This window comes from Pseudonocardia sp. D17 (genome assembly GCF_036984265.1).
GTDB lineage: Bacteria > Actinomycetota > Actinomycetes > Mycobacteriales > Pseudonocardiaceae > Pseudonocardia > Pseudonocardia benzenivorans.
In genome coordinates this window covers 13,841-35,312 of the sequence record NZ_BPRG01000141.1, presented here as the reverse complement: position 1 = coordinate 35,312, position 21,472 = coordinate 13,841, and the positions used below count along the sequence as shown (strand labels likewise).

Genomic DNA, 21,472 nt, shown 5'->3' with positions numbered 1-21,472 from the left:
CGCAGGGCGGGCGGCTCAGCTCGACGGATCGAGATCCGGCGACGACGCCTGCGCCCAGTAGCGCCGCGGGATCCGCCCGGCGCCGTGCGCAGCCCGCCCGGCCTCGACCGCCAGCCGCATCGCGTGCGCCATCCGTTCCGGGTCGCCCGCGCGGGTCACCGCCGTGGCGAGCAGGACGGCGTCGCATCCCAGCTCCATCGCCTGCGCGGCCTCCGACGCCGTGCCGATGCCCGCGTCGAGCACGACGGGCACCCCGGCCTGCTCGACGATCATCGCGATGTTGTGCGGGTTGCGGATGCCCAGACCGGTGCCGATCGGGGAGCCCAGCGGCATGACGGCCGCGCAGCCGACGGACTCGAGCCGCCGGGCCAGCACCGGGTCGTCGTTGGTGTAGGGCAGGACGGTGAACCCGTCGTCGACGAGCTGCTCGGCGGCGTCGAGCAGCTCGATCGGGTCGGGCAGCAATGTCCGCTCGTCGGCGACGACCTCCAGCTTCACGAGGTCGGTCTCCAGCGCCTCGCGGGCCAGCCGCGCGGTGAGGACGGCCTCGGCGGCGCTCCGGCAGCCCGCGGTGTTGGGCAGGACCTCGATCCCCAGGCGGCGCAACAGGTCCAGCACCCCGGTGCCGGTGGTGGCGTCGATGCGGCGCATGGCGACCGTCGTCAGCGCCGTGCCGGACGCCACGAGCGCGCGCTCCAGGATCTCCAGGTTGCCGGCACCACCGGTGCCCATGATCAGTCGCGAGCCGATCTTGCGGCCCGCGACCACGAGCTGGTCCTCGGTCACACCCGTCATCCTCCCTGCACCGCCGTGAGCACCTCGACACGCGCGCCGTCGGTCAGCGCCGTCGCGTCCCACTCCGCGCGCGGCACCACCTCGGCGTCGACGGCGACGGCCACCCCCTGGCGGGGCGCGCCGATGGCGTCGAGCGCCGCGACGACGCCCGCGCCGTCGGGGAGCTCGTGGGCGTCGCCGTTGATCCAGACCTTCATCGGGCGGTCTCCCTCCGTCCTGTCGAGCGCGCCGTCGGCCGGGCGGGGTCGGCCACCCGTGCCACCGGGGGCACCTGTGCCCCGCGCAGCAGCGCGAGGACCGCCTCGACCGTGACCGGGGCGAGCAGGATGCCGTTGCGGTGGTGGCCCGTGGCGACGAGCGGCCCGTCCGGCCCGAGCCCGCCGATCAGCGGCAGGTTGTCCGGGCTTCCCGGGCGCAACCCGGCCGCCACCTCGAGCAGCGCGAACTCGGCGACGCCGGGGAGCACCCGTTCGACGTCGCGCAGCAGGTCGCGCACGCCGCCGACGGTGGGCTCGGTGTCGAACCCGACGTCGGCCTGCGTCGCGCCGACGACGAGCCCGCCACCGTCGCGCGGGACGGCGTAGACCGGCCGGCCGTCGACGAGCGCACGGACCGTCCGGACGGGCGCCGGGAACGCGCCGGGTCGGTGCGCGAGCCGCAGGATTTCGCCCTTGACCGGGCGGACGAGCCCGTCGAGCGCGGGGTGCAGCGCGGCCGAGCGCGCACCCGCGGCGACGAGCACGGCGTCGGCCGCGATCTCCTCGCCGTCGTCGCACGTCACGGTCGTCCCGGTCACGGCGACGGCGTTGCGCGCGACGAACGTCACCCCCGCCTTCTCGGCCGCCGCTCGCAGCGCGGCCAGCAGCATCCGGTTGTCGACGGCCAGGTCGTCGGGCACCGACAGACCGCCGCGGACCTCCGGGCCGATCGCGGGTTCGAGCCGGCGCAGCTCACGGCCGCCGAGCCGCTCGACCGGACGGCCGATCCGACCCAGGTGCGCGGCCAGCGCGTCGAGCTCGGCGCGGTCGCCGCTGCCGGTCGCGGCGACGACCGTGCCCTCGGTCCGCAGTCCCGCGGGCTGTCCGGCCGCCTCGCCGAGCCGGGCCGCGTACTCCGGCCACAGGGCCACCGACGCGACGCCCAGCTCGAGCAGCGCCTCCTCGCCGGGCCAGGCCTCGGTGACCGGCGCGAGCATCCCGCCCGCGACCCAGGACGCACCCGAGGCCGGTGCCGCGTCCACCAGCGTGACCGCGAACCCGTCGGCCGCCGCGCGCCAGGCGCAGCTCAGACCGATGACGCCGCCACCGACGACGACCAGTCGTGTGTGCTTCGTGCTCATCTCCCCGCTCCCTGCGCCGGCATGACCCGGATCAGGTTCGACGGTCGGGACGGTTCGCGTCCCCTCTCAGCCCGCTGTGCCGGGCTCCCGTGCGTCACCTTCGTCCAACCTTACGCCGTAGGGTCGCGGACGTGTCCTCCGATGGTGACTCCCGGCGCGCGCGGCTCGCCGACGCCCGCCTCTACCTCTGCACCGACGCCCGCCGGGAGCGGGGTGACCTCGCCGAGTTCGCCGACGCGGTGCTGTCCGGCGGGGTCGACGTGATCCAGCTGCGCGACAAGGGTTCCGACGGTCCGCTGGAGGCCCGTGAGGAGCTCGCGGCGCTGGAGATCCTGGCCGACGCGTGCGCCCGCCACGGCGCCCTGCTCGCCGTCAACGACCGGGCCGACGTCGCCCTCGCCGCGGGTGCCGACGTCCTGCACCTCGGCCAGGACGACCTCCCCGTCGAGTGGGCGCGGCGCGTCGTCGGCGACGACGTCGTGGTCGGCCGGTCGGCCCACAGCGCGGACGAGACCGCCACGGCCGCCGCCGAGCCGGGTGTCGACTACTTCTGCGCCGGTCCCTGCTGGCCCACGCCCACCAAGCCCGGCCGTCCCGCGCCGGGGCTGGGGCTCGTCCGTACCGTCGCCGACCGCAAGCCCGAGCGGCCCTGGTTCGCCATCGGCGGCATCGACCACGACCGTCTCGACGAGGTGCTCGCGGCCGGCGCCGAGCGCATCGTCGTGGTGCGGGTGCTGACGGAGGCGGAGGACCCCCGCGCCGCCGCGCAGTCGCTCGCGTCCCGGCTCCGCGGCTGAGCCGGGCCGTCCGCACCGCCCGGCCCGCTCACGTCAGTTCCCGGTGCCCGAGCCCGATCCCGAGCCGCCGGTCCCCGCGTCGGGGTCGGCGCCGCTGAGCCCCGGCAGCAGGCCGCCGCGGGGCGTCGCCGGCGCCGAGCCGGACGTCGTCGGCGGGGCGCTGGTGCGGTCGGCGGCGCCGCCCGGCTGCCGGGCCTGCGACGACGGTGTCGGCGACTCGGTCGGCGTCGTGGCCGTCGAGCGCTCGTCGGTGGAGTCCTCGTCGCTCGCGGGGGCGGTGGGCCCGGTCGTGGGGGCGGAGTGCAGGACCCGCCCGACCGACGTGCCGGACTCGCCGCCGGAGATCGGCGATCCCTTGATCCACTCGATGCCCGTCACCACGAACAGCCCGATGACGAAGGCGAGGACGGCGACGCCCGTCGTGATCGCGATCCGCTTGGGAGTGAACCGCGACTGCCGCTGCGGCACGACGGGCGGGGCGAGCACCGTCGCCTGCTCGTCGGAGCCGGCCGGGGCGGCGACGGTGGCACCGTCACGAGCGGCCGCGACGGCCGGCATGACCGCCGTCGCCGCGGTGGCCGGGTCGGCGTGGCGGAGCTTGACCACGCGGGAGCGCACGGTGCGGGTCGTCCTGTCGAGGCCGCGCTGGAACGTCGTCGTCGCGACGGAGGTGACGACGGCGGCGAGCGCCGCTCCGGTGACGGTCCCCGCGACACCGAAGTAGGAGCCCACGACGGCCGTCGTGGCCGCGGCGGCACCACCCGCGACCACCTTGGGGATGTTGTACTCCGCGAGCAGTCCCGACGACCTCTCGGTCTTCGTGGTGGTCTCGGTCTTCGTGGTCGTCTCGGTCGAGGTGGTCTCGCTCTCGGCGGTGTGCCGGGCCGTCGCCGCCTGCGGCGGGACGGCGCCCGGCCCCGCGTGCCCGGGCGCGAACTGCGTCGCTCCCCCGGGCGGCGGACCCTGCTGCGTCGGCACCCCCGGCGCCGGGGTCGGCACCCCCGGACGCGAGGTCGGGACTCCTCCCCACTGCGACGGCGCCCCCGGCCCCGGAGCCGGCATCCCCGGCAGCGGGGTCGCGCCGGCTCCCCCGGCGTATGGACCTGCGGGGGCTCCCGACGGCGCCGCGGGCCCACCCACGTGGCGACGCACCTGCGGCGGCACGGCGTGGTCGGCTGCGGGCGGCTGACCGCCGGGCGGGGTGTGGACACCGACCCGGCCGCGGCGCGCGGCGTGCGCGCCACCCGGCGCGGCCGAACCCCCGGGATACGGCGTCACCGGAGGCCCGCCGGACGGTGTCACGGGCGGGGGCGCCGGCGGCGGGGCCGGGGAGTCGGGGTGTCGGCGAGACCGGGGAGCGGGCTGCCGATCGGGATCGGGGTTCGGGGAGGGGGACTGCTGGTACCGCATGGCTCCTGTTCGCGATCACGTCGGTTCGGTGCGCTCACCCGTCTCAACGCCGACGACGACCGAAAACGCGCCCGTTGATCACCGACAGTGAGTGCCTTCACTCTCCTTCGTGGTGCATCGAGCCGCAGATGTTATCGAGCCGTAACCGATCTTGCGCACGCGGGTGTCCGCGTCACGACTCTCCGTGATCATTCGGGCGAACCGGCGTTCCCGGGGCGACGGGGTGCAACAGCCCCGGATGATCGGCGGGCAACGACCGCTTCACGACGACCCACGACAGCGCCACGCACGCCGCCACCAGCGGCCAGGTCAGCGCGACGCGGGCGATCCCGAGCGCGACGACCTGGTCCGCGGCGTACAGCGGCAGGAACACCACGAGCCGCACGAGGTACTGGCCCACCCACACCCAGCTGGCCCGGCCGTAGGCGCGCAGCAGGTCCGAATCCCGGCGCCAGCGCGTCTTCTGGCCGAGGACGAGTCCGACGACGACCCCCAGCAGCGGCCAGCGGATCACGATCGAGACCGCGAACGCCAGCGCGCTGCCGGCGTTGCTCACGATCTGGACCAGGAAGAAGTCGACGGCCCGTCCGGTCGCGACCGCCACGGCCACCGCGACGGCGACGGGCAGCAGCCCGAGCAGCACCGACCGGGGCCGGTGTCCGCGCGCCAGCCGGTAGGTGGCGACGACACCGGCGACGACGACCGCCGCCGCGCCACCCACGGCGACGGCGGACGTGCTGCCCAGGGCCTGCGCGACGAGCCAGCCCACGACGAACGCGACCACGGGCAGCGTCGCGTCGACGGCGCCGTGCCGGCCGCCGAGGATCTCGCGCAGGGTCGGCTCGACGGGCGTACGAGGAGCGGTCACATAGGTAAGGGTGCCCTATTGCGGCGATCCCATCACCCCTCTGGCGTGAGCCGGGCCCGTCGGGTGATCCTTAGGCTTGCACCACCCGACCGTGGGATGACGCGCGGGTGAACGACGCCCGGGCATGGACGGTGGCGCAGCGCAGTTCGATCGAGGGGGTTGCCATGCGCGCCAGGAACACGTTCGTCGCCATCGGCGACAGCTTCACCGAAGGTCTCGACGACCTGTGGGACGACGGCTCGCCGCGCGGCTGGGCCGACCGGGTCGCCGAGCGACTGGCCGCGGGCCGTCCGGACTTCTCCTACGCGAACCTGGCCGTGCGCGGGAAGCTGCTCGACCAGATCGTCGAGGACCAGATCCCGGTGGCGGAACGGCTGCGGCCCGACCTGATCACGTTCTGTGCGGGCGGCAACGACATCATCGGCTTCCACTGCGACACCGACGACCTCGCCGCGCGCTTCGACGCGGCACTGGCCCGGCTGGTGGCCACCGGCGCCGAGGTGCTGATCTTCACGGGGTTCGACCTGCGCAAGATGCACCTGCTGCTGCGCCGGCTGCGCGGCCGGGTCGCCTGCTACAACGAGCTGATGCGGGCGAGCGCCGAACGGCACGGCTGCCGCGTCGTCGACCTGTGGGCCATGGACGTGCTGGCCGACCCGCGGGCATGGAGCCTGGACCGGCTGCACCTGACGCCCGAGGCCCACGAGCGCGTCGCGCTGCGCGTGCTGGAGGTCCTCGGCGAGCCGGTGCCGGCCGACTGGCGCACGCCGTGGCCTGCGGCCGAGGCGCCGCGCTGGAGGGCGCGCCAGCAGTCGGATCTCGTGTGGTTCCGCGACCACGTCATGCCCTACGTCCGCAAGCGGCTGCGCGGTATCGCGATCGGCGACGGCTACCTGCCCAAGCGTCCGGAGCTCACGCCGGTCGTGCCGATGGTCACCCCCGTCGACGCCGAACATCCGGTGTAGGGGGCGTGCCGGGCCCGCCCGGGGCAGGGCGGGACCGGCGAGGTGGTGGGCCGGGTCAGCGCGGGACCGGCGTGAAGTCCCGGGCCCCGATGAAGTCCGGACGGCGGGCCGGTGCGTAGAACGGCTCGACGCTGGTGTTCTCGACGCTGTTGAACACCACGAAGATGTTCGACCGCGGGTACGGCGAGATGTTGTCCGACGAGCCGTGCATGCAGTTCGAGTCGAAGAACGTCGCCGACCCGGCCGCGCCGGTGAGCATCGCGATGCCGTGCCGGTCGGCCAGCGCGGTGAGGCTGTCCGGGTCCGGGGTGCCGATCTCCTGCTCCTTCAGCGACGCCCGGTAGTGGTCCTCCGGCGTCTCGCCGACGCAGGACACGAACGTCCGGTGCGACCCCGGCATGATCATGAGGCAGCCGTTGTAGGCGAAGTTCTCCGTGAGCGAGATCGAGCAGCTGACCGCGCGCGGCAGCGGCATCCCGTCCTCGGCGTGCCAGGTCTCGAAGTCGGAGTGCCAGTAGAAGCCGCCGCCGCCGAAGCCGGGCTTGTAGTTGATCCGGCTCTGGTGGACGTAGACGTCCGAGCCCAGGATCTGCCGGGCCCGGCCCGCCACGCGATCGTCGGCGACCAACCGCGCGATCGCGTCGCTGATGCGGTGGACCTCGAAGATCGACCGCACCTCGTTCGACGACTTCTCGACGATGCAGCGCTCGTCCCCGCGCACGGCCGGATCCGTCGCCAGCCGGTCGAGCTCGGCCGCGTAGCCCGCGACCTCCTCGGCCGTGAGGAGCTGGGGCACCTGCACGAACCCGTCGCGCTCGTGCGCCTCCAGCTCCTGGGCGCCGAACATCCCGCCCTCGGGGCCGCCCCACACCGTGGGCTCGGCGCGCTCGATCAGCGCGGGGGTACTCGCGATCCGGGTGAAGTAGCGGTCGTCGGTCCGTCGGTCACTGCCGGTGACGGCAGTCATTCAGCTCGCCTCCTCGACTCGCGTCTTCTGCACCTCGGCCTGCGCGCCGGCGGCCGTCTCGTCGGGCTCGATCCTGATCAGCGGGTACACGCCGTTCTCGTCGTGCACCTCCCGCCCGGTGACCGGCGGGTTGAACACGCAGACGGTCCGCATCTCGGTGCGCGGCCGCAGCTGGTGACGCTCGTTGCCGCTGAGCACGTAGATCGAGCCCGGTCCGAGCTGGTAGGTGACGTCGTTGTCCTTGTCGTAGAGCTCGCCCTCGCCCTCGGTGACGAACACGGCCTCGATGTGGTTGGCGTACCAGAAGTCGTTGACCGTACCCGCGCCGAGCACGGTCTCGTGGACGGAGAACCCGACGCCGTCGCCCGCCAGCACGATGCGCTTGCTGCGCCAGTTGGGCGTCTTGACGTCGCGGTCGGTGTCGGTGATCTCATCCAGCGTCCGGACGATCACGGTCAGGCTCCCTTCACCACGGTGCGGACCGACTCGGCGATGACGGTGAGTCCCTCGTCGAGCTCGTCGTCGCTGACGGTCAGCGGGGGCAGCACCTTCATGACCTCGCTGAGCGGGCCGGATGTCTCCATCAGCAGACCACGTTCGAAGGCCGCGGCACAGACCTTGGCCGCCTGCTCGGGCTGCTCGAACTGCAGGCCGCGGGCCAGCCCACGGCCCTTGACGATGATGCCGGCCTCGGCGTTGTCGGTCGCGATCCTGGTGAACGCCTCGTCGACGTGCTCGCCCTTGGCCAGCGTCGAGCGCTCCAGCGCGTCGTCGGACCAGAACTCGCGCAACGCCGCGGTGGCCGTCACGAACGCGGGGTTGTGGCCGCGGAACGTGCCGTTGTGCTCGCCGGGGCTCCACTGGTCGATCTCCGGCTTGATCAGCACGAGCGCCATCGGCAGCCCGTAACCGGAGATCGACTTCGAGACGGTGACGATGTCGGGCTCGATCCCCGCGATCTCGAAGGAGAAGAACGGGCCGGTCCGTCCGACGCCCATCTGCACGTCGTCGACGATCAGCAGCATCCCGTGTTTCTTGCACAGCTCGGCGAGGCCCTGCAGCCACTCGATGCGGGCCGGGTTGATCCCGCCCTCGCCCTGCACGGTCTCGACGATCACGCCCGCCGGCTCGTTGAGCGACGAGCCCTGGTCCTGCAGCAGCCGCTCGAACCAGAGGAAGTCCGGGACGGTCCCGTCGAAGTAGTTGTCGAACGGCATCGGCGTCGCGTGCACCAGCGGCACGCCCGCACCGCCGCGTTTCATGGAGTTGCCGGTCACCGAGAGCGCGCCCAGCGTCATCCCGTGGAAGGCGTTGGTGAAGTTGATCATCGCTTCCCGGCCGGTGACCTTGCGCGCCAGCTTGAGCGCCGACTCGACCGCGTTGGCGCCGGTCGGACCCGGGAACTGGATCCGGTAGTCGAGGTTGCGCGGTTCGAGCACCAGGTCGCGGAACGTCTCGAGGAACTCGCCCTTGGCCGTGGTGTACATGTCCAGGCCGTGGGTGACGCCGTCGCGCGTCAGGTAGTCGATCAGCGGTTTCTTCAGCGCGGGCGGGTTGTGCCCGTAGTTGAGGGCACCGGCGCCCGCGAAGAAGTCGAGGTAGGAGCGGCCGTCGACGTCGGTGAGGCGGCTCCCGCGCGCGGTGTCGAAGACGACGGGCCAGTTCCGGCAGTAGCTGCGGACCTCGGACTCCAGCTCACCGAAGACGGTCTCGGATCGGGCTCCGGGAGCGCGGCGAGTGGTTCCGGCGGTGGGCGTCTCGAGCATTGCAGTCCCTACGGTCGTGTCGATCACGTGGTCGTCGGTCGTCGGTGTCGTCAGGGCGGTCGTCTTCGTCGGATCGGTCGTGGTCATCTGCTGTCGAATCTCTGCCGTCGGATCGGAAACGCCGCGCGGCTGCGGTGCCGTCGCGGTGGGATCGCGATGGGGATCGTCGCGATCACGATGCCGCGTCTCCGAGGGGAGTCACGGTCGGGCGATGTCGGGGAACGGCCGTGGGGATGGGGCACCGTTCCGGGCGGCGGTGTGCGGCCGCCCCGGGTGGTGCGCTCAGGCCGCGAACGGCCCGATCCGGTGGAGGATCTCCGGCTCGTGATCGGCGCCGAGCTGGTCGGCGGAGAACAGCTCGGTCCTGGCGACGGGCGCGCCCCGGCGCTCGGCGAACGCCGTGAACAGCCGCTCGGACGCCTCGTTGTCGGGCGTGATGGTGGTCTCGAGGTGGTCGATGTCGGGCACCCGCTCGGCGAGGGCGTCGAGCATGCGGCCTGCGACGCCCAGGCCCCTCGCCTCGGCGTCGACGGCGACCTGCCAGACCACGAGGGTGGAGGGGGCGTCCGGCCTGCGGTAGCCGGTGACGAACCCGATCGGCGGGTTGTCCTCGTGGCCGAGCCGCGCGACGACCGAGGTCGCGCCGAAGTCGCGGCACCACAGCAGGTAGGCGTACCGCGAGTTCAGGTCCAGCACCTTCGACTCGGCGGCCAGCCGGGAGCACTCGACGCCGTCGTCGACCGTCGGGGCCGAGATGACCACGACGGGTGGCGGACTGGCGGGATGATCGGTGTCCTCGTCTCGCGCCAACATGGTGATCCAAGGTAACAACCGAATTGCCGACGTGCAGCCCCCGTGAGTCCCCGACCTGCGAAAACACAGAAATTCTGTGAGGTGCTCCACGGAAATGTTTGGCGCCGGCCGATGCGGGGAAGTACATCGGACTGCGCAGCCGAAATAGTTCCGATATCAACGGCCGCGTGGGCACGGGAAACATCTCCGTACCCACGCGGCCGTATCCGCACCCGTCGTGATCAGGTCATCACGAACCCGTCGTAGCCGCGCACCGCGACCTCCTCGCACGTCTTCGCGTAGTTCGCCATGCCGCCCGCGTAGGGCATGAAGACGCGCGGCTTGCCCGGCACGTTGGCGCCCAGGTACCACGACGTCGACGCCTGCGGCAGGAGAGTGCGATCGGCGGCGCGGGCGACCTCGGCACCCCACTCGCGCTCCGCGTCCTCGGTCGTCTCGACCCGGTCGAGACCCTTGTCCCGCATGTGCTCCAGGCAGTCGATGATCCACTCGACGTGCTGCTCGATGCACGTCGGCATGTTGGTGAGCACCGACGGGCTGCCCGGCCCGGTGATCGTGAACATGTTGGGGAAGCCGGCGACCTGCAGACCCAGGTAGGTCTTGGGCCCCTCGGCCCAGCGGTCGCGCAGGGCGACACCGTCGCGGCCGCGGATGTTCATGCGCAGCAACGGGCCCGTCAGCGCGTCGAAGCCCGTCGCGAACACGATGCAGTCGAGCGGGTACTCGTGCTCGCTCGTGCGCATGCCCGTCGGGGTGATCTCCTGGATCGGCGTGGCCCGGACGTCGACGAGCGTGACGTTGTCGCGGTTGTAGGTCTCGAAGTACTCGGTGTCGATCGGCGGGCGCTTCGTCGCGAAGCCGTGGTCCTTGGGCAGCAACCGCTCGGCGACCTCCGGGTCCTTGACGATCTCGCGGATCTTGTTCCGGATGAAGTCCGACGCCGTGTCGTTGGCGGCCTTGTCCGCCAGCAGGTCCGCGTAGGTGGCGCGGAACCGCAGGCCGCCGAACTCCCATGCCGACTCGTAGGTCGCGGTGCGCACGTCGTCGTCGACGGCGAGCGCGGAGGTCTCGTTGATCAGGAACGGGTGGCCGTTGGTCGAGGCGCGCTGCACCGCACGGATCCGGTCGTACTCCTGCTTGATCTTCGCCGAGACCTCGGGCGACATGGGGCCGTTGCGCGCCGGGATGCTGTAGTTCGGCGTCCGCTGGAACACGGTCAGGTGCGCGGCCTCGGCGGCGATCACCGGGATGGCCTGGATACCCGTCGACCCGGTGCCGACGATGCCGACCCGCTTGCCGGAGAAGTCGACCTTCTCGTGCGGCCACTGCCCGGTGTGGTACCAGTCGCCCTCGAACGAGTCCAGGCCCGGGATGTCGGGGACGTTCGCCGACGACAGACAGCCCACCGCCGTCACGAGGTAGCGGCCCCTGACGGTGTCGCCCGCCTCGGTCCCGACGTTCCAGAGGCCGGCCTCCTCGTCCCACGACGTCGCGGTGACCCGGGTGTTGAGCCGGATGTCGCGCCGCAGGTCGAAGCGGTCGGCGACGTGGTCGAGATAACGCCGGATCTCCTCCTGCCCGGCGTACCGCTCGGACCAGGTCCACTCCTGCTGGAGGTCGTCGTCGAACGAGTAGGAGTAGTAGTAGCTCTCGGAGTCGCAGCGGGCGCCCGGGTAGCGGTTCCAGTACCAGGTGCCGCCGACCCCGTCGGCGGCCTCGAGCACGACGGCGCGCATTCCGCTGCGGCGCAGCCGGTGCAGCATGTAGAGCCCGGCGAAACCCGCTCCGACGACGACCACGTCGACGGTCTGCTCTTCGGTCATGTGTCCCTCCACTTCGAGGGTGCGGCTCGACGCCCGCGGACGCACGTCGGAGCGACGGACTGGGTCGCGTTTTAGTGTAACGAGCGGTCTACGAAACCGGCGGGTCTGCGATCAGACCGGTGTCCTGTCCCGGGCGTCGTACCGGTCGCGGGCCGCGGCGATCTCGTCCATGTGCCCGTAGGCCCGGTACCGGATCTCCGCGACGACGTGCTGCAGGCTCACCCCGAGCGGGGTCTTCGGAGGCTTCTACAGCCGCGCGGTCGCTCGTTTCGACCCGGACACGCCGACGAACCCGACCCTGAGGTCGATCGTCGCGGACGGCGACGTGGCCGTCGCGCAGTGGCGCACGACCGGCCGGACGGTCACCGGCGCCGACTACGACAACTCGTACTGCGTGGTGTTCACCGTGCGCGACGGGCGGATCGCCGAGGTGCCGGAGCACCTCGACACCGCCCACTTCGAGCAGGCGCTCTTCGGCCCGGCCGCGGTGCCGGCCCGGTAGCCGACGACCCGGTGGCGCGGTACGGGCTCAGTAGCGCGGTGCCGGCTGGGCTGGACGGTAACCGGGGTAGGCCAGCTCGGGCCGCTCCACGATCATCCGGCCCAGCGGCACCAGCGACACCGGGATCAGCTTGATGTTCGCCCAGGCCAACGGGATTCCGATGATCGTGATCGCCAGCGCGATCGCCGTCCCGAGGTGGCCCAGCGCCAGCCACCAGCCGGCGAAGATGAACCAGATCACGTTGCCCACCACCGAGGGGGCACCCGCGTCGGGCCGGCGGACGAGGTCACGACCGAAGGGCCACAACGCGTAGTTGGCGATCCGGAACGAGGCGATCCCGAACGGGATCGTGATGATCAACAGGCAGCAGATGACGCCCGCGATCGCGTAGCCGATGGCCAGCCACACACCGCACAGCACCAGCCAGATCACGTTGAGGACCGTGCGCATGACTCCGTCCCCTTCCTCCGGGACGACCCAGTGTGCCCGCGCCGGGGTCACCGTCGCCACACTCCCGAGGTTTTGCCGTCGGCTTGCCCGCTGAGCCACCGACGCTGGCCGGACCGCTCCTAACGTCCCGCGGGTGACCGCTCCCACCAGCAGCCGGGGCGACGCCGGCACCGCCCCGGCCCGCGCGACCGCGACCGCGCTCCCGGCCGTGACCGCGACCTTCTGGATCATCAAGGTGATCACGACGGGCGCCGGGGAGACGGCGTCGGACACCCTCGGCCACCACCTCGCGCCGCCGGTCGCGGTGGCGATCGCCGGCGCGCTGCTCGTCGTCGCGCTGGCGGCTCAGCTCACCGTCCGCCGCTACGTGCCGTGGGTGTACTGGTCGGCCGTCACGATGGTGAGCGTGTTCGGCACGATGGCCGCCGACGCGCTGCACGTCGGGCTCGGCATGCCGTACGTGACGTCGACGGTGCTGTTCGCCGTCGGCCTCGGGGTCGTGCTCGGCGCCTGGTGGCTGCGCGAGGGAACGCTCGCCATCCACAGCGTCACGTCGCGGCGCCGGGAGTGCTTCTACTGGGCGACGGTGCTGGCCACCTTCGCGCTCGGCACCGCCGTCGGCGACCTCACCGCCACGGTGCTCGACTGGGGCTACCTCGCCTCCGGGGCGGTCTTCCTCGTCGCGATCTCCGTGCCCGCGGCCGCGCACCGATGGCTCGGGCTCGGGGCCGTCCCGGCGTTCTGGATCGCCTACGTGCTGACCCGGCCGCTCGGCGCGTCGTTCGCCGACTGGGGTGCCGCGGCCCGTGCCGCGGGCGGTCTCGACATCGGCGCGGGCACCGTCACCGTCGTGCTGCTGGCGCTGATCGTCGTCCTCGTCGCGCGGCTGACCCTTGCCGACCGCCGGGAGGCGCTCGACCGGCGCGGATGACCGGCGTCGCGACGTCGTCGGCCGAGCCGGTCCCGCCGCTCAGCCCGCGCGGGTGAAGCTGCAGCGCAGGCTCTGCGCGGTGGAACTGCCGTCGCCGGCCAGGACGAGGGTGTCGCCGTCGGACTCGGTCACGGCGAGCCGCAGCGGCGGCTCCTGCGGGCGCGTGGGGTCGGTCAGCACGAGGACGTCGCCGTCGAGGGACCAGCGGGTCGGGCCGCCGCCGCGGCGCGTCGACAGGCCCGCGACGGTGCCGTCCTCGTCGAAACGCAGCGTCACCGTCCCCGCGCCGGGGCTGGGCACACAGGTGCCCGACCAGGTCCCGACGACGGCTGGTGCCGACCCGAGCTCGCCCGTCGCGGCGAGCGCGCCCAGTACCGATCCGGCGACCACCAGCAGCACGACGCCCGCGATCGCGATGTTGCGACGCCCGCGTGCCGTCAGTCCCGAACCGTCGCGGGCCGGACCGGAGGCCGGGAACGGCAGCTTGCCCGTCGCGGGGATCGGCTGGTCGGCCATCCCCGTCCAGGGGCCGGACCGACCGTGGGTGTGCCGCCCGTGTTCGGCGCGGTGCTGGACCTGCCACCCGGGTCCGGCCGGCCCCCGCTGCGGCTGCGGCAGCGGCCGGGGCACGGGGCCGGGGTGCGGGCCGGGTGGTCCGGGCGGCGGGCCCGCCGGGGACCGTGTCGGTCCCGGGCCCTGTGCCGGGTCGTGATCACCCACCGCGGTCCCCCGTCCGTCGCACGCTCGTGCCGCTCGGCCGTCGAGTCTCCCATCGGGGCACGCGGGCGTGGACGACCGGTCGCCGGGGTACGGCGTGGGGACCCACGTCCCGACGAGGAGGCCGCGATGAGCCAGGAGTTCCGCAAGGGCGACAAGGTGCGGTGGAAGAGCCACGGCGGCTGGGCCGAGGGCGAGGTGCTGCGCCGGATCACCTCCGACACCGAGGCGGGCGGGCGGACGGTCCGTGCGTCGGCGGACGAGCCGCAGTACCTGGTGCGCAGCGCCGAGAGCGGCGGCGAGGCCGTCCACAGGCCGGACGCGCTCGAGAGGCAATAGATCCGGGCCGCGGCGGGTTACCCGGTGTACGGCGCGAGGGCGCCGTGGACCGTCGAGGAGGACGCATGACCCGCACCGTGAAGATTCCGGGGCCCGACCACCCGATCACGATCGCGCCGGCCGACCGCCGCGTCGTCGTACGGGCGGGCGGGCACGTGGTCGCGAGCACGACGCGTGCGCTCGCCCTGCAGGAGGCCGACTACCCGGTGGTCTACTACGTGCCGCTCGCCGACGTCGATCCCGCGGTGCTCGCCGACAGCGACACCACGACGTACTGCCCGTACAAGGGCGACGCGTCCTACCACGACGTCAGCACGGCCGCCGGGACCGTCTCCGACGCGGCCTGGACCTACCGCGAGCCGTACGACTCGGTCGCCCCGATCGCGGGCCACCTGGCGTTCTACCCGGACCGCGTCGAGATCGTCGCCGAGGAGACCTGACCCGGACCGCGCGGGTCCGCTTCGGCGAGTTAGCGATGGTTGTCCGGAAATGCCTTTCTATTCTCTCGGCGGCATTGTTCCGGATTCTTCCGGAAAGCGTCCGGGCCAGGTGAACAGCAGGTGAACCCACCCCGTCGGGTCGATGCAGAAATGCCGTGAGACATCGACGTCACCCGAACGGGGACGGACGATTTCCGGGTGACCGTTGTCCTCGTCCTGGTGGTCGTGACCGCCCTCGCGTTCGACTTCACGAACGGGTTCCACGACACCGGAAACGCGATGGCGACGTCCATCGCCACCGGCGCCCTGAAGCCGCGTGCGGCGGTCGCGCTCTCCGGTGCGCTCAACCTCGTCGGCGCATTCCTGTCCCTGAGCGTCGCCGCGACCATCGCGAGCGGCCTGGTGGACACCCGGCTCGTGACGCCGACCGTCGTGTTCGCGGGGCTGACCGGCGGCATCGTCTGGAACCTGCTCACGTGGTTCCTCGGCATCCCGTCGAGCTCGTCGCACGCGCTGATCGGCGGCGTCGTCGGCGCCACGCTCGCGGCGGCGGGCGCCCACGCCGTGCAGTGGCAGAACCTCGTGTCCAAGGTCGTCATCCCGGCCGGGCTCTCCCCCGTCATCGCCGGGATCGTGGCCACCGTCGGCACCTGGCTCGTGTACCGGATCAGCCGCCGGATCGCCACGGGAGCGCGCGACCGCGGATTCCGCTACGCGCAGATCGGCTCGGCGTCGATGGTGTCGCTCGCGCACGGCACGAACGACGCGCAGAAGACGATGGGCGTCATCACGCTGGCCCTGATCGCCGGCGGCAGCCTGCCGCCGTCGGCGAAGGCGCCGCTGTGGGTGATCGTCGCCTGCGCGATCGCCATCAGCGCCGGCACCTACATCGGCGGCTGGCGGGTCATCCGCACGCTGGGCAAGGGCCTCGTCGAGATCGACCCGCCGCAGGGCATGGCCGCCGAGGCGTCGTCGGCGGCGGTGATCCTGCTGTCGGCGGGCCTCGGCTACTCCCTGTCGACGACGCACGTCGCCACCGGCTCGATCCTCGGCAGCGGGGTGGGCAAGCGTGGCGCGCGGGTCCGCTGGGGCGTGGCGGGCCGGATGGCCACGGCATGGCTGGTCACCCTGCCCGCCGCGGGCGTCGTCGGCGCGGTCTCCTACCTCGTCGCCGACGGCATCGGCGGCACGGCCGGGGTCGTCGTCGTGTTCCTGGTGCTCGCGGCCGTCGCGCTCGGGATCTACCTGCGGTCGCGGCGCACGGCCGTCACCCCGTCGAACGTCAACGAGGAGTGGGCGGGCAGCAGCGTCGTGCCGCCGAGCGAGCAGACCCCGACCCCCGCCTCGGCCTGAGGAGCAGCCCGATGACCCAGTGGATCAACCTGCCCGCGATCGGGAACATCCTCCTGCTCGGTCTGGTGTTCGGCGCCGGGCTGCCGGCGCTGGTCGCCGTCGGCGTGACGATGCTCGACACGGGTCGCACGAGCGGCACGGACGGCACCGCCCGGGTGGCCGCCTCCCCGGCCCGGCAGACGGTCGCGTACCTGTGCTTCGCGGTGGTCCTCGCCGCGATCGCATTCGGCATCTACGAGGTCGTCACCGGCTGAGCCGGCGCCACGCTCCGAGAATCCCGGAAGGACACCCCGATGCCGCTCCCCCCGTTCCTGCAGTCGATCATCGACTGGGTGCGTGCCGGCTACCCGGAGGGCCTGCCCCAGCAGGACTACCTCCCGCTGGTCGCGCTGCTGGGACACCAGCTCACCAACGCCGACGTCACAGCCGTCGCCGACCACTTCGCCGAGACCGGCGACCCCGCCACCGCCGACGCCATCCGCGAGGCGTGCGCGACCATCTCGCACGCCGTCCCGCAGGACGAGGACATCGCCAGGGTGCGGGCCCGGCTCGCCGCGGGCGGCTGGCCACTGGCGCCGATCCACCCGTGAGTGGCGTTGGTCGCCATGGCGACCAACGCCACTCACGACCGTTCCCGGTTATTCCCGCAGAGGCCGAGGACAGGATCACGCTGACCTGGGCCCGGTCGTGTGCCATGTTGGGGTGATGCACGGCCCGGAGCAGGTCACGAGGCGCGTCGCGACGACGCTGCCCGGTCCCGAGGCCGTGCTCGTCGGCAGGCTGTGGCTCGACGGCCTCGGATCGCCCGCCGGGTTCTGACGCGCGGCCCCGCCCCGCGTCCCTGCCGGCCCGACCCGAAGGCCTCACCGTGCCCGATACCCCCCTTCACCTCGGCGTCCTGCTCGACGGCGCCGGCCGCCATCCCGCCGCCTGGCGCGAGCCGCAGGCCCGGCCCACCGACCTGTTCACCGCCGGCTACTGGGCCGAGCTCGTCGCCGAGGCCGAGCAGGGCCTGCTCGACCTGGTGACGCTGGACGACACGCTCGGCCTGCAGTCCGCCGACGCGTTCGCCCTCGACCCACGCACCGACCAGGTCCGCGGGCGGCTCGACGCGTCGATGCTGGCGGCCCGCATCGCGCCGCTGACCTCGCACGTCGGGATCCTGCCGACGGTCGTCGTCACCCACACCGAGCCCTTCCACGTCTCGACGACGATCGCCACGCTCGACTACGTCAGCAGCGGGCGCGGCGGCGTGCAGGTGCGGGTCTCGGGCCGCGCCGAGGAGGCCCAGCTCTTCGGCAGGCGCACCCTGCCCACCGACCGCGACGAACTGCTCGCCGAGCTGTTCGACGAGGCCGCCGACGCCGTCGAGGTCATCCGCCGGCTGTGGGACAGCTGGGAGGACGACGCGATCATCCGCGACGCGGCGACCGGCCGGTTCGTCGACCGCGAGCGGTTGCACTACATCGACTTCGAGGGACGGCACTTCAGCGTGCGCGGGCCGTCGATCACGCCGCGGCCGCCGCAGGGCCAGCCGATCGTGGCCGCGCTCGCGCACCGTGCGGAGCCGTTCGCGCTGGTCGGGACGTCGGCCGACCTCGGCTTCGTCACCCCGCGCGACACCGCGGACGCCAGGACGACCGTCGGCGCGATCCGGGAGGCGCAGGCGGCGGCCGGGCGCGAGGCCGAGACCGTGCACGTGTGGGCCGACCTCACCGTCGTCCTCGACGACGACGCGAGCGCCGCCCGTGACCGGCTGGCCCGTCTCGACTCGGTGGCCGCGTACACCGACGACGCCCGGGTGTTCGCCGGGTCGCCGGCCGAACTCGCCGACCTCATGGCGGACCTGCGCACCGCCGGGCTGTCCGGGTTCCGGCTCCGCCCCGCGGTCCTGCCCGACGACCTGCGCCAGGTCACCCGCGGGCTCGTCCCCGAGCTGCAACGCCGGGGCCAGTTCCGCACCGGCTACGAGGCGTCGACACTGCGCGGGCTCCTGGGGTTGCCCCGGCCCGCCGACCGCTACGCCACCGTCGTCCGCGACCGTGCAGGGAGCACCCGATGAGCCGCAGGCAGATGCACCTCGCCGCGCACTTCCCCGGCGTCAACAACACGACGGTCTGGAGCGAGCCCGAGTCGGGCAGCCAGATCGAGTTCTCGTCGTTCGCGCACATGGCCCGGACCGCCGAACGCGCCAGGTTCGACTTCATGTTCCTCGCCGAGGGGCTGCGGCTGCGGGAGCAGAACGGCGCGATCTACGACCTCGACGTCGTCGGCCGCCCCGACAACGCGACGATCCTCGCCGCCGTCGCCGCCGTGACCGAGAAGCTGGGGCTGGCCGCGACGATCAGCTCGACGTTCAACGAGCCCTACGAGGTCGCCCGCAGGCTCGCGTCGATCGACCACCTGTCGGGTGGGCGCGCGGCCTGGAACGTCGTCACGTCGTGGGACAAGTTCACCGGGGAGAACTTCCGCCGCGGCGGCTACCTCGCCCAGGGCGACCGGTACCTGCGCGCCACACAGTTCCTCGACACCGTCATGACGCTGCTCGACTCCTGGCGCGGCGACGAGATCGTCGCGGACAAGGCGACCGGCGAGTTCCTGCGCGAGGCCGACGCCGGCCGGTTCGACGTGCACGTCGACCAGTTCGACATCCGCGGCCGGTTCTCGGTGCCACGCAGCCCGCAGGGCAGGCCGGTCGTGCTGCAGGCCGGCGACTCCGACGAGGGCCGCGAGTTCGCCGCCGCCAGCGCCGACGCGATCTTCACCCGGCACGGCAGCCTCGAAGCGGGCCAGGCGTTCTACGCCGACGTCAAGCGCCGGCTCGCGGCGTACGGCCGCACGGAGGACCAGCTCAAGATCCTGCCCGCCACCACCTTCGCGCTCGGGGACACGCAGGCCGAGGCCGAGGAGCGCGGCCGGCAGATCCGGCGCCAGCAGGTCAGCGGGCAGACCGCGCTGCGCTTCCTCGAGCAGGTGTGGAACCGCGACCTCTCGCACCTCGACCCCGACGGCCCGCTGCCCGACATCGACCCGCTCGTCGTCGACGGCGACACGCCGCGGGTGTCGCAGGGCCGCGCCGCCGACCGGATGTACCGCGACCCGCTCGCCACGGCCCGGGAATGGCGCGAACGGGCAGCAGCGAACAACCTCTCGATCCGCGACCTGATGACCGAGGTGACGTCGCGGCAGTCGTTCGTCGGCACCCCGAGCAGCGTCGCCGAGCAGATGGAGCGGTTCGTCGAGCAGCGGGCGTCGGACGGGTTCATCCTGGTCCCGCACATCACCCCGACGGGGCTCGACGAGTTCGCCGACAAGGTCGTGCCGATCCTGCAGGAGCGCGGCTCGTTCCGGGCCGACTACACCGGCTCGACGCTGCGCGACCACCTCGGCCTCGCCCCGCTCGACGCCCGCGCGAGCGTCTGACCCCGTCCGACCCGAAAGAGGAAGCCCGTGCCCGTTCTGCAGATCGTCGTCGGCAGCACCCGGCCCGGCCGCGTCGGCGCGCCCGTCGCGGCCTGGATCGCCGAGCGCGCGAGGGAGCACGGCGGGTTCGACGTCGAGGTGCTCGACCTGGCCGAGATCGACCTGCCCATGTTCGACGAGCCGATCCACCCCGTCCGTGCGCAGTACACGAACGAGCACACGAAGCGCTGGTCGGCGACGGTCGCGCGCGGCGACGCCCACGTCTTCGTGACGCCCGAGTACAACGGCTCCTACCCGGGCTCGCTGAAGAACGCGATCGACTTCCTCAACCACGAGTGGCGCTACAAGCCGGCCGGGATCGTGTCCTACGGCGGGGTCTCCGCGGGCACCCGGGCGGCGGTCGCGCTGCGCAGCGTCCTGACGACGTTGCGGATGGTCCCGGCCGTCGACGCCGTCCACATCCCGTTCATCGGGGAGAAGATCGCCGACGACGGGACCCTCGTCGCCAACGACGTCATGGTCGCCGCCGCCAAGACCATGTTCGACGAGATCGCCCGCCTGCGGACCGCCATCGAACCGCTGCGCCCCCGCGCCTGACCCACGTCCCGCGCCCACGAGCCCGCGGGACGTGGTCGGCCCGCGACCCCGCGTCGCGCGCAACCCCAGCGTCGTCCCGCGGCCGATCCGCAGCAGTGAGGTTGCGCCGGGGTCGGTGGCGTCGGGGCGGGGCCGGGTCCCGGGTCGGACGAAGGCGGGGTGGAGCGGTTGACTGGCCGCATGACCACAGCGATCGTGGCCACCGCGTTCGGTGGCCCGGAGGTCCTGTCCGTCGTCGACGTCGACGTGTCCGCGCCCGGCCCCGGCGAGGTCACGGTCAGGGTGGTGGCCGCGTCGGTCAACCCGATCGACCACAAGCGCTTCAGCGGCACGATGGGCGCCGACCCGGCGAGGCTCCCGATGCGGATCGGCAGCGAGGCGGCGGGCGTCGTCACGGCCGTCGGTCCCGGCGCGGAGGGCCCGGCCGGCCCGCTCGCGGTCGGCGACGAGGTCGTCGTGTACCCCGCGCCCGGCGCGTTCGCCGGGGAGCTCACCGTCGCGGCGCGGAACGTCGTCCCGAAGCCGGCCGACGTGTCGTGGGAGGAGGCCGCGGCGGTGCTGCTCGTCGGCGCCACCGCGGTGCACGCCCTCGAGGTCGTCGGAGCCGGTGCGGGCGACACCCTGGTGGTGCACGGTGCCTCGGGCGGGGTGGGCTCGCTCGTCACGCAGCTCGCGCTGGCCCGCGGCGCCGCCGTCGTCGCGACGGCGAGCGAGCGGCACCACGAGACGTTGCGCGGCTACGGCGCGGTCCCGGTCACCTACGGCGCGGGGCTCGCGGACCGCATCCGGCGGGCTGCACCGTCCGGTGTGGACGCCGCGGTCGACACCGTCGGCACCGACGAGGCCGTCGACACCTCGCTGGAGCTGGTCGCCGACCGCCGCCGCATCGTCTCGATCGCCGCGTTCGGCCGTGCCTCCGAGGGCATCGCGCTGATCGGTGGCGGGCCGGGCGCGGACCCGGGCACCGAGATCCGGTCGAACGCGTGGCGCACCCTGCTCCCGGCGCTGGCCGACGGGACGCTGCGCGTCGTCGTCGCCAGGACGTTCCCCCTGGTCGAGGCGGCCGAGGCGATCGCGCTCGTCGAGAGCGGGCACGCGGGCGGCAAGGTCGTGCTGCGGCCCTGACGGCACCCGCCCCCGGCTGGGCCGAGTGCCTGCGTCGGAACGTCACCGGCCG

25 protein-coding genes and 1 riboswitch are annotated in these 21,472 nt (G+C 73.1%); of the genes, 13 read left to right on the top strand and 12 right to left on the bottom strand.

The genetic code is table 11. The annotated features are described in order from the left end of the window. Positions 1-15: 15 nt before the first annotated feature. From thiG to thiO, 3 genes are all read right to left on the bottom strand, one after another. Complete coding sequence (gene thiG, locus PSD17_RS21745; RefSeq protein ID WP_103384287.1) at positions 16-795, bottom strand: thiazole synthase; 780 nt, start codon at positions 793-795, stop codon at positions 16-18. After that, a complete protein-coding gene (gene thiS, locus PSD17_RS21740) occupies positions 792-992 on the bottom strand; it encodes a sulfur carrier protein ThiS (RefSeq protein ID WP_339124322.1) in 201 nt (66 codons plus the stop codon). Before thiS ends, thiG begins: the two co-directional genes overlap by 4 nt. Then, on the bottom strand, positions 989-2,134 hold the full coding sequence (gene thiO, locus PSD17_RS21735; RefSeq protein ID WP_013677770.1) for a glycine oxidase ThiO: 1,146 nt from the start codon (positions 2,132-2,134) through the stop codon (positions 989-991). The genes thiS and thiO overlap by 4 nt, the downstream gene beginning before the upstream one ends. Continuing rightward, positions 2,126-2,235: riboswitch (TPP riboswitch) on the bottom strand. Its footprint overlaps the gene before it by 9 nt. A 30-nt stretch (positions 2,236-2,265) precedes the next feature. On the opposite strand from thiO, the gene thiE reads away from it, so the two are divergent. Then, positions 2,266-2,931: a thiamine phosphate synthase gene (thiE, locus tag PSD17_RS21730; protein WP_339124320.1), complete on the top strand. Its 666-nt coding sequence runs from the start codon at positions 2,266-2,268 to the stop codon at positions 2,929-2,931. Between the two features lie 33 nt (positions 2,932-2,964). Here the strand turns inward: thiE and PSD17_RS21725 are convergent, their stop codons facing one another. Together PSD17_RS21725 and PSD17_RS21720 are read right to left on the bottom strand one after the other, a co-directional pair. Beyond that, positions 2,965-3,930, bottom strand: a complete 966-nt coding sequence (locus PSD17_RS21725) for a hypothetical protein (RefSeq protein WP_339124319.1) — start codon at positions 3,928-3,930, stop codon at positions 2,965-2,967. A gap of 583 nt (positions 3,931-4,513) precedes the next feature. After that, a complete protein-coding gene (locus tag PSD17_RS21720) occupies positions 4,514-5,209 on the bottom strand; it encodes a DUF3159 domain-containing protein (RefSeq protein ID WP_339124318.1) in 696 nt (231 codons plus the stop codon). A gap of 164 nt (positions 5,210-5,373) precedes the next feature. Between PSD17_RS21720 and PSD17_RS21715 the strand changes: the two genes are divergently transcribed. Next, the gene (locus PSD17_RS21715) at positions 5,374-6,174 is read left to right on the top strand and encodes an SGNH/GDSL hydrolase family protein (protein ID WP_013677846.1); all 801 of its coding nucleotides are present in this window, start codon (positions 5,374-5,376) and stop codon (positions 6,172-6,174) included. Positions 6,175-6,229: 55 nt separating this feature from the next. Here PSD17_RS21715 and thpD read toward each other — a convergent pair whose 3' ends face one another. The 5 genes from thpD to PSD17_RS21690 all read right to left on the bottom strand — a co-directional run bounded on the left by thpD (position 6,230) and on the right by PSD17_RS21690 (position 11,543). Next, on the bottom strand, positions 6,230-7,141 hold the full coding sequence (gene thpD, locus PSD17_RS21710) for an ectoine hydroxylase (RefSeq protein WP_339124317.1): 912 nt from the start codon (positions 7,139-7,141) through the stop codon (positions 6,230-6,232). After that, positions 7,142-7,594 carry an ectoine synthase gene (locus tag PSD17_RS21705; protein ID WP_339124315.1) on the bottom strand — a complete coding sequence of 151 codons (453 nt, stop codon included), beginning with the start codon at positions 7,592-7,594 and terminating at the stop codon, positions 7,142-7,144. Positions 7,595-7,596: 2 nt separating this feature from the next. Continuing rightward, a complete protein-coding gene (gene ectB / locus PSD17_RS21700) occupies positions 7,597-8,907 on the bottom strand; it encodes a diaminobutyrate--2-oxoglutarate transaminase (protein WP_106096908.1) in 1,311 nt (436 codons plus the stop codon). Positions 8,908-9,189: 282 nt separating this feature from the next. Then, positions 9,190-9,720 (bottom strand): diaminobutyrate acetyltransferase, encoded by a 531-nt coding sequence (gene ectA / locus PSD17_RS21695; protein WP_013677850.1) that lies wholly within the window; start codon positions 9,718-9,720, stop codon positions 9,190-9,192. A gap of 221 nt (positions 9,721-9,941) precedes the next feature. Then, on the bottom strand, positions 9,942-11,543 hold the full coding sequence (locus PSD17_RS21690; RefSeq protein WP_013677851.1) for a flavin-containing monooxygenase: 1,602 nt from the start codon (positions 11,541-11,543) through the stop codon (positions 9,942-9,944). A 193-nt stretch (positions 11,544-11,736) separates the two neighbouring features. Between PSD17_RS21690 and PSD17_RS21685 the strand changes: the two genes are divergently transcribed. Then, positions 11,737-12,045 (top strand): nuclear transport factor 2 family protein, encoded by a 309-nt coding sequence (locus PSD17_RS21685; RefSeq protein WP_083845326.1) that lies wholly within the window; start codon positions 11,737-11,739, stop codon positions 12,043-12,045. Positions 12,046-12,072: 27 nt separating this feature from the next. On the opposite strand, the gene PSD17_RS21680 is transcribed toward PSD17_RS21685, so the two are convergent. Then, positions 12,073-12,495 (bottom strand): YccF domain-containing protein, encoded by a 423-nt coding sequence (locus PSD17_RS21680; protein WP_041762753.1) that lies wholly within the window; start codon positions 12,493-12,495, stop codon positions 12,073-12,075. Between the two features lie 133 nt (positions 12,496-12,628). On the opposite strand from PSD17_RS21680, the gene PSD17_RS21675 reads away from it, so the two are divergent. After that, positions 12,629-13,426 carry a COG4705 family protein gene (locus tag PSD17_RS21675; RefSeq protein WP_339124313.1) on the top strand — a complete coding sequence of 266 codons (798 nt, stop codon included), beginning with the start codon at positions 12,629-12,631 and terminating at the stop codon, positions 13,424-13,426. 39 nt (positions 13,427-13,465) lie between these two features. On the opposite strand, the gene PSD17_RS21670 is transcribed toward PSD17_RS21675, so the two are convergent. After that, positions 13,466-13,942 (bottom strand): hypothetical protein, encoded by a 477-nt coding sequence (locus PSD17_RS21670; RefSeq protein WP_013677854.1) that lies wholly within the window; start codon positions 13,940-13,942, stop codon positions 13,466-13,468. Positions 13,943-14,272: 330 nt separating this feature from the next. Between PSD17_RS21670 and PSD17_RS21665 the strand changes: the two genes are divergently transcribed. The 9 genes from PSD17_RS21665 (at position 14,273) to PSD17_RS21625 (ending at position 21,420) form a co-directional block, all read left to right on the top strand. Continuing rightward, the gene (locus PSD17_RS21665) at positions 14,273-14,482 is read left to right on the top strand and encodes a hypervirulence associated TUDOR domain-containing protein (protein ID WP_103383042.1); all 210 of its coding nucleotides are present in this window, start codon (positions 14,273-14,275) and stop codon (positions 14,480-14,482) included. A 65-nt stretch (positions 14,483-14,547) separates the two neighbouring features. Further along, the gene (locus PSD17_RS21660) at positions 14,548-14,922 is read left to right on the top strand and encodes a DUF427 domain-containing protein (RefSeq protein ID WP_339124312.1); all 375 of its coding nucleotides are present in this window, start codon (positions 14,548-14,550) and stop codon (positions 14,920-14,922) included. A gap of 198 nt (positions 14,923-15,120) precedes the next feature. Beyond that, positions 15,121-16,275, top strand: a complete 1,155-nt coding sequence (locus PSD17_RS21655) for an inorganic phosphate transporter (RefSeq protein ID WP_013677857.1) — start codon at positions 15,121-15,123, stop codon at positions 16,273-16,275. An 11-nt stretch (positions 16,276-16,286) separates the two neighbouring features. Then, entirely contained in the window at positions 16,287-16,529 is a 243-nt protein-coding gene (locus PSD17_RS21650; protein WP_013677858.1) for a hypothetical protein, read from the top strand. 39 nt (positions 16,530-16,568) lie between these two features. Further along, positions 16,569-16,865, top strand: coding sequence for a DUF3349 domain-containing protein (locus tag PSD17_RS21645; protein WP_013677859.1), 297 nt, complete (start codon positions 16,569-16,571; stop codon positions 16,863-16,865). A gap of 278 nt (positions 16,866-17,143) precedes the next feature. Continuing rightward, complete coding sequence (locus PSD17_RS21640; protein ID WP_013677860.1) at positions 17,144-18,337, top strand: LLM class flavin-dependent oxidoreductase; 1,194 nt, start codon at positions 17,144-17,146, stop codon at positions 18,335-18,337. After that, positions 18,334-19,698 (top strand): NtaA/DmoA family FMN-dependent monooxygenase, encoded by a 1,365-nt coding sequence (locus PSD17_RS21635; protein WP_339124311.1) that lies wholly within the window; start codon positions 18,334-18,336, stop codon positions 19,696-19,698. The genes PSD17_RS21640 and PSD17_RS21635 overlap by 4 nt, the downstream gene beginning before the upstream one ends. Before the next feature lie 27 nt (positions 19,699-19,725). Beyond that, positions 19,726-20,295: an NADPH-dependent FMN reductase gene (locus PSD17_RS21630; protein WP_013677862.1), complete on the top strand. Its 570-nt coding sequence runs from the start codon at positions 19,726-19,728 to the stop codon at positions 20,293-20,295. A gap of 180 nt (positions 20,296-20,475) precedes the next feature. Further along, positions 20,476-21,420 carry a quinone oxidoreductase family protein gene (locus tag PSD17_RS21625; RefSeq protein ID WP_339124310.1) on the top strand — a complete coding sequence of 315 codons (945 nt, stop codon included), beginning with the start codon at positions 20,476-20,478 and terminating at the stop codon, positions 21,418-21,420. Positions 21,421-21,472: the final 52 nt, after the last annotated feature.

What these genes read in the sequence shown, in the direction of transcription:
- thiG (WP_103384287.1), bottom strand. Translation starts at nt 795, where the DNA reads ATGACGGGTGTGACCGAGGACCAGCTCGTGGTCGCGGGCCGCAAGATC.
- thiS (WP_339124322.1), bottom strand. Translation starts at nt 992, where the DNA reads ATGAAGGTCTGGATCAACGGCGACGCCCACGAGCTCCCCGACGGCGCG.
- thiO (WP_013677770.1), bottom strand. Translation starts at nt 2,134, where the DNA reads ATGAGCACGAAGCACACACGACTGGTCGTCGTCGGTGGCGGCGTCATC.
- PSD17_RS21715 (WP_013677846.1), top strand. Translation starts at nt 5,374, where the DNA reads ATGCGCGCCAGGAACACGTTCGTCGCCATCGGCGACAGCTTCACCGAA.
- thpD (WP_339124317.1), bottom strand. Translation starts at nt 7,141, where the DNA reads ATGACTGCCGTCACCGGCAGTGACCGACGGACCGACGACCGCTACTTC.
- ectB (WP_106096908.1), bottom strand. Translation starts at nt 8,907, where the DNA reads ATGCTCGAGACGCCCACCGCCGGAACCACTCGCCGCGCTCCCGGAGCC.
- ectA (WP_013677850.1), bottom strand. Translation starts at nt 9,720, where the DNA reads ATGTTGGCGCGAGACGAGGACACCGATCATCCCGCCAGTCCGCCACCC.
- PSD17_RS21690 (WP_013677851.1), bottom strand. Translation starts at nt 11,543, where the DNA reads ATGACCGAAGAGCAGACCGTCGACGTGGTCGTCGTCGGAGCGGGTTTC.
- PSD17_RS21680 (WP_041762753.1), bottom strand. Translation starts at nt 12,495, where the DNA reads ATGCGCACGGTCCTCAACGTGATCTGGCTGGTGCTGTGCGGTGTGTGG.
- PSD17_RS21670 (WP_013677854.1), bottom strand. Translation starts at nt 13,942, where the DNA reads ATGGCCGACCAGCCGATCCCCGCGACGGGCAAGCTGCCGTTCCCGGCC.
- PSD17_RS21665 (WP_103383042.1), top strand. Translation starts at nt 14,273, where the DNA reads ATGAGCCAGGAGTTCCGCAAGGGCGACAAGGTGCGGTGGAAGAGCCAC.
- PSD17_RS21660 (WP_339124312.1), top strand. Translation starts at nt 14,548, where the DNA reads ATGACCCGCACCGTGAAGATTCCGGGGCCCGACCACCCGATCACGATC.
- PSD17_RS21650 (WP_013677858.1), top strand. Translation starts at nt 16,287, where the DNA reads ATGACCCAGTGGATCAACCTGCCCGCGATCGGGAACATCCTCCTGCTC.
- PSD17_RS21645 (WP_013677859.1), top strand. Translation starts at nt 16,569, where the DNA reads ATGCCGCTCCCCCCGTTCCTGCAGTCGATCATCGACTGGGTGCGTGCC.
- PSD17_RS21635 (WP_339124311.1), top strand. Translation starts at nt 18,334, where the DNA reads ATGAGCCGCAGGCAGATGCACCTCGCCGCGCACTTCCCCGGCGTCAAC.
- PSD17_RS21625 (WP_339124310.1), top strand. Translation starts at nt 20,476, where the DNA reads ATGACCACAGCGATCGTGGCCACCGCGTTCGGTGGCCCGGAGGTCCTG.